This is a genomic window from Synechococcus sp. WC101 (assembly GCF_047461555.1).
Lineage (GTDB): Bacteria > Cyanobacteriota > Cyanobacteriia > Thermostichales > Thermostichaceae > Thermostichus.
In genome coordinates, this window is the sequence record NZ_JANSHG010000189.1 from 1 (window position 1) to 4,034 (window position 4,034).

At 62.8% G+C, this 4,034-nt stretch carries 3 protein-coding genes and 1 pseudogene; 1 reads left to right on the forward strand and 3 read right to left on the reverse strand.

Annotated elements, in window-relative coordinates:
* Positions 1-445 (forward strand): annotated as a pseudogene (gene secA, locus NW809_RS11100) (preprotein translocase subunit SecA); the annotation flags it as partial.
* 82 nt (positions 446-527) lie between these two features.
* Here the strand turns inward: secA and NW809_RS11105 are convergent.
* The 3 genes from NW809_RS11105 to NW809_RS11115 all read right to left on the reverse strand — a co-directional run.
* On the reverse strand, positions 528-1,286 hold the full coding sequence (locus tag NW809_RS11105; protein WP_414402149.1) for a PspA/IM30 family protein: 759 nt from the start codon (positions 1,284-1,286) through the stop codon (positions 528-530).
* Positions 1,287-1,323: 37 nt separating this feature from the next.
* On the reverse strand, positions 1,324-2,031 hold the full coding sequence (locus NW809_RS11110) for a polysaccharide deacetylase family protein (RefSeq protein WP_414402150.1): 708 nt from the start codon (positions 2,029-2,031) through the stop codon (positions 1,324-1,326).
* Between the two features lie 12 nt (positions 2,032-2,043).
* The coding region (locus NW809_RS11115; protein ID WP_414402151.1) for a DUF3656 domain-containing U32 family peptidase at positions 2,044-4,034 on the reverse strand (1,991 nt) is incomplete at its 5' end.

Sequence of the window (4,034 nt, forward strand, 5' to 3'; positions counted from 1 at the left end):
CCTCAAGGTTGAGGACTTACGGGATCTCTCCTATCAGGAAATCCTCGACTACCTGATCAAACAGGCGGAGATGGCCTACGAGGCCAAAGAGGCCTTCTTGGATACCTTTGAGCCTGGCCTGATGCGGAAGGCTGAGCGCTTTTTCCTGTTGCAGCAGGTGGATACCCTCTGGCGGGAGCACTTGCAACAGATGGAGGCGCTGCGGGAAGCGGTGGGCCTGCGCGGCTATGGCCAGCGGGATCCCCTCATCGAATACAAGAACGAGGGCTACGAGCTGTTCCTGGAGATGATGGACAACATCCGCCGCAACACGGTCTACAACCTGTTCGTTTTCACGCCCCAGCTCGTGCAAGTGCCACAGGTGGCACAAGCCGTCCCGGCGCAGGCAGTGGCTGCCAGCCCCGAGACCGGTGGGGTGGTGGAGGCCGATTTCGCCGAGGACTAGGTTTACCCTATCTCCTGGGAACGACACCTCAGCGTAAGGAAAAGCCCCGACAAGGCGGAGCAATAGCCAGAAGGGATCCCCACTATTGGGGAAGCCGCTCCTCGAAATCCAGATCCGGCAAGGGCAGATTGACCGAGCCGCCTCCTTGGCCGGTGAGCATGGCCAGGCGGCGGGAGACCTCGTCGTCGAGGGCCATTTCGTCCAGTTGGGCGGCAAGTTGCTCGCTGCGATCCTCGGAGAGCTCGCTCAGGGCGCGCGCCTTGAGCTGGCGAGCTTGGATGGCGTTCTTGGCCGCCTCGAATTGGGACTTGGCCGAGTCGATGTTGTAGGCGTTGTTGACGCGAGTCATCTGCTCGAGAGCTTGGTTGACCTCGTTGATGTCTTTGAGGTTGCTCAGCTCGCTCTTGTAGGCCGCCAGCCGCTCTTTTTCGCGGGCCAGCTTTTGCTTGGCAGCGGTGACGTAGCGCTCTGCTGTTTCCACATTCTCCTTAAGCGGGCCGAGAATCGCTTCAATGCGCAGCGCTTCTGCCATGGCCAGGCGGGCGGCTTCTTGATCCCCCCGTTGGGCGGCCAGGCGGGCTTTGTTCTCCAGGGCCTGGTACTCGCGCACCTTTTGCATGTATTTCTGTTCGGCGCGCTGGTAGGCGGCCACCTGGGTGGCGACGGCTTCGGTGAGGCGTTGCACCGTTTCTTGCATGGCCCGCAGCGATTCTTCTGCCACCATCACCGCCCCTGTGCCGCCCTTGTCCACTGGGATCCCCCACAGCCAGTTCCAAGTGCCGACAATAACGCTGCCGGCCCGCTGCCCAAAAATGCCGTAGATGATCTTGCGCGCGCCCATGGCTTGCCTCCTTGTCGATGGCTGACTCCTACTGTATTCAATCTTTTCCGCAACTGGGAAGGTCTGCGGGATCCGGCAGGCCGGCGAAGTCAAACCCCTCTTCTCTCAAGGCCGGGATCAAACGGCAGACTACCTTGGCTACCTGAGATCCCCCCTGGACGCCGTCGTGGAGCACAATCAGGGAGCCGGGCCGCACCTGGGCCAGCACTCGCTCCACCACTACTGCCACCGGCGGTTCCAGCCAATCTTCGGGCACCACGCTCCACATCACCGGGAAGAATCCCCAGCGGCGCAGATCCACCAGCGTTTGCGGCCAAAACAAGCCGTTGGGCGGGCGCACAGCCCGATATTCTTCTGGGATCCCGCCGCAGGCAGCCACCAGGGCGGCTTGGCTGCGCCGCAAGCCGCTATGCAATTCGCTGCGGCTGAGCTGGGTAAAGGAGCGGTGCTGCCAGCCGTGCAGGCCAATCTCGTGGCCCTGTTGGCGAATTTGCCGCATCAGGTGAGGCCAGCGCTGCACCCGTTCCCCCAACACAAAGAAGGTGGCCGGCACCTGAAACTCCTGCAAAACCCGTAAGAGAGCTGGCGTGTGCTGCGGGTGGGGGCCGTCGTCAAAGGTAAGGGCCACCTGCTGCTTAGGATGCGGGGGCAGCTCCCAGAGAGCCTCCGGGAAAAGAGTCTTCAGGCTCCGGTGCAGGAGGGGGTAGAGGGCGGGGGGGAGCATCTGCTGCGGCGAAAAGAGCATGGGCGTCCCTCGTCAACTTTCCAGAGAACCGCGTGTTACCCCTAGCTGGCTGTGGAGCTTCAGCTGGCGCCACAGTTGAGAGCCACTCATCTGGCCCTGAAGGAGTTGCTGGTAACAACGCAGAGTTTGTTGGATCTCCGCAGGAGACTCCTGGAGGAACTCGATGCGCAGATAGCGCAGCCCCAGATCCAGCAGTTTTTGCACATATTCTGCCCCAGTCTGGGCTTTGCCGTTGTAGAGGGTGTTGCGACAGCCGGCATCCGCTTTCAAGATGTGCTCCACATCGGCCCTATCCCTTAGCTTTACCTGGTGTTTTTCGCAGGGGCGACCACAGTTGGTGTAATCCGTGCCGCTGGAGAGAAAGGCGCAGAAGACGCAGTGCTCCATGTGGAACATGGGCATGTGCTGGTGGATGGTAACCTCGTACCAGTGGGCGGGGCCGGCCTCCAGCAGGGATCCCAGTTGCTCGTGGTTGAGGTCATAGGAGGCGGTCAGGCGCTCCAGGCGGTAGCGGGTTTTCAAGTAATGGGCGGCGAGGGGATTGGCCACGTTCAAGGAAAAATCGCCAATGCAGCGCTGGTTGGCAAAAAAGCGCAGGTGGTCGTAGTTGCGCACCAGGTAGCCATCGGCTCCTGCCGCCAACACTTGTTTTAAAATCCAGGTCTCTCCCGGCTTGGTGATGCGGGGTGGGGCCGCCCACAGCTCCACCTCAGGGTGAGCAGCTTTGGTAGCGCGGATAACTTCTCGGTAGCGACGGGGATCCTCAAACTCCAGGTAGATCTGCCGGATGCCACAGGCAAGCGCCGCCGGCACCTGCTCCGGCTCCCGCACCAACACCACTAGCTGGGGCGATCCCAGCTCGGCTTGCTCCTGGGGCGGCAGCAGGTCTTGCCAGCGGGCTTCAGGATTGAGCTGCCAGCGGCGGGGCCGGGCCCGCAGCGCTTGCAACTGCTCCACCGCCTGGCGCCGCATCTGGTTGAGGACGCTGACCGGCAGCATCACCTCTCCCTCCAGGGCGTTGTGCAGGGATCCCAGCCGGAAGGGCGTACCTCCCAGGCGGCCCAGTTGCTGTCGCAGCTTCTCGTCGGTGAGGGGCTGCTGGCGAGCGGGCTGCAAAGGCATGGGGGAATCCACCTGCACCACGTGGCCCTCTTCATCGCGCAGGATGAGGGTCAGGGGCAGTCCGGCCTGGCCATGGACTTCCAGGTGGACGGGGCGGCGGAAGCGGGGCTGATCCCCGGCATAGCTCTGGCGCAGGCGCTTTTCCAGCTCCGGGTCGCTGGTCTTCCAGAGGCGATCCCCCACCCGCAGGCGTTTGCAGTCAACGGCCCCCCGGGCAAAGCCGAGCCAGGCCAACCCCTGCCTCTCCTGCACGCAGTAAACCCGCCCTCCTTGCTCGGGCAGCTCCGGCTCTCCCTGGTCAAAGACCACCCCATCCCCCGCCTTGAGGGGGGCCTCTAGGCGCACTCCCACTTGATCCCCCTCGATCCTCACCACCTGCCCCAGGTAAACCCCCCGCTTTTTGCCAAAACGGGCGTGTACCAGCTCCTGGTTGTTGATGCCCCGCAGCCAGCCGGTGGACAAGCCGCGGGAAAAGCTCATCTCCAGCTCATACCATTCCTGGGCTGAGGGCTGCCACGCCTGCCCTGCCCCCAGAGCGTCCAAGGCCCGCCGATAGATGCGCGTTACATTAGCTACATATTCCGGCGATTTCAGGCGGCCTTCAATTTTCAAACAGTGGATCCCCAGCTTGACCAGCTCCGGCAGCACCTCCAGCCCGGCCAGATCCTGGGGGCTGAGCAAATACCGCTTCTCGCCCAAGTCGCGCCGGATCCCGTCCACCACCAGCTCATAGGTCAGGCGACAGGCCTGGGCGCATTCTCCACGGTTGGCCGAGCGTCCTCCCAGGGCTTCGCTGGTCAGACATTGCCCGGAGTAGGCCACGCAGAGGGCCCCATGGACAAACACCTCCAGAGCAATTGGGGATCCCCTCTCTTCCAGAT

What these genes read in the sequence shown, in the direction of transcription:
- NW809_RS11105 (WP_414402149.1), bottom strand. Translation starts at nt 1,286, where the DNA reads ATGGGCGCGCGCAAGATCATCTACGGCATTTTTGGGCAGCGGGCCGGC.
- NW809_RS11110 (WP_414402150.1), bottom strand. Translation starts at nt 2,031, where the DNA reads ATGCTCTTTTCGCCGCAGCAGATGCTCCCCCCCGCCCTCTACCCCCTC.